The 1,085-nt window shown below is 44.9% G+C and carries 1 protein-coding gene and 2 pseudogenes; 1 reads left to right on the top strand and 2 read right to left on the bottom strand.

Annotated elements, in window-relative coordinates:
- Positions 1 to 137 (top strand): annotated as a pseudogene (locus A3729_RS05635) (aromatic acid decarboxylase); the annotation flags it as partial.
- 103 nt (positions 138 to 240) lie between these two features.
- Here the strand turns inward: A3729_RS05635 and A3729_RS05640 are convergent.
- On the bottom strand, positions 241 to 732 hold the full coding sequence (locus A3729_RS05640; RefSeq protein WP_068510560.1) for a HugZ family protein: 492 nt from the start codon (positions 730 to 732) through the stop codon (positions 241 to 243).
- Between the two features lie 5 nt (positions 733 to 737).
- Positions 738 to 1,085: pseudogene (locus A3729_RS32380) on the bottom strand (hypothetical protein); the annotation flags it as partial.

The following is a 1,085-nucleotide window of genomic DNA, read 5'->3' on the forward strand; positions in this document are numbered from 1 at the left end:
GGGCAGTTATCCTCCCGGCAAGCCCAGGTTTTTACCATCAACCAAAGTCTATCGAAGATATGGTCGACTTTGTTGTAGCACGTATCTTATCTCAATTGGGCTTGGAACAGTCTTTGATGCCGAAATGGGGTGAGTAAGTTTTCAACGGGGTCAGACTCGATTGAAACTCTTCGTAGTTAGAACATTCCACGGCTCGCTGGCGGTTTAGCACGGGGAAAGTTTTTTCGAGGGGGAATCTGCTTAAGCTTTGATATGCTTAATATCGTCTCCAGTCAGCTCAAAAGCCTGTCCAAAGCCTTTCACATAAGTACCTGAAACCGCAGTTAGTCTGAATAGATGAAAGTCGGGTAGAGAGCGAAGCAGCTTCACTGTATTTCCATGACGTTTTTCAAAGCCATCAAGAATATTGTTCCATTCAGGGTCTTCTTGCTTGAGTTCTTCTGCTTTGCACTTAAGGTTTAGTCGCTTGCGGGCAAAAACGTTTTTGCTCTTGTCTTCATCTTCAATGATCAAAATAGAGAGACTGGGGTGAGCAAGTAAATTGTGCGTGTGTGTCGCAAGCTGACTGATAAAAATGTAGTAAGCTGAGCCCGTTTTCAGAAAGGGGGTATAGCTGATGCACGGCTCTTTATCTTTTCCAAGTGTTGCTAATTGGAGTGTCTGAATTTGCTCGTTGAGTTCAGCGATTTCAGTTTGAATTTGCTCTGTACTGATTTCAGGGTTCTTTGCCATGGTGTTTACTTTTCTAGCTGTTTTATCGCGCCTTGCATCATTGCTGAGTTAAGCACTTGTGTGCCCCGCTTAGAACGATTTGCCTCAAGAATCAGTGCAGCGGCAACATCGTGAGCTTGAATCGCTTTTAAATTGCCAGGGAGTATGCCCATAAATACTTCACCTAGCTTTTCAGCTGGACGAAATTCACCTCTGTCGCCGAGTAATAGGCTAGGCCTAGCAAGTGCTATATGAGGATAATTGAGCTCAAGTAGCTGATGTTCCAGTTCGCCTTTCATTTGCATATAGTAGGAGAACGCTTTCACCTTGGCACCATGCGCAGAGACAAGGCCATAATAGCGAGCGCCGTTCTG

It is taken from the genome of Oleiphilus sp. HI0043 (assembly GCF_001634935.1).

What these genes read in the sequence shown, in the direction of transcription:
- A3729_RS05640 (WP_068510560.1), bottom strand. Translation starts at nt 732, where the DNA reads ATGGCAAAGAACCCTGAAATCAGTACAGAGCAAATTCAAACTGAAATC.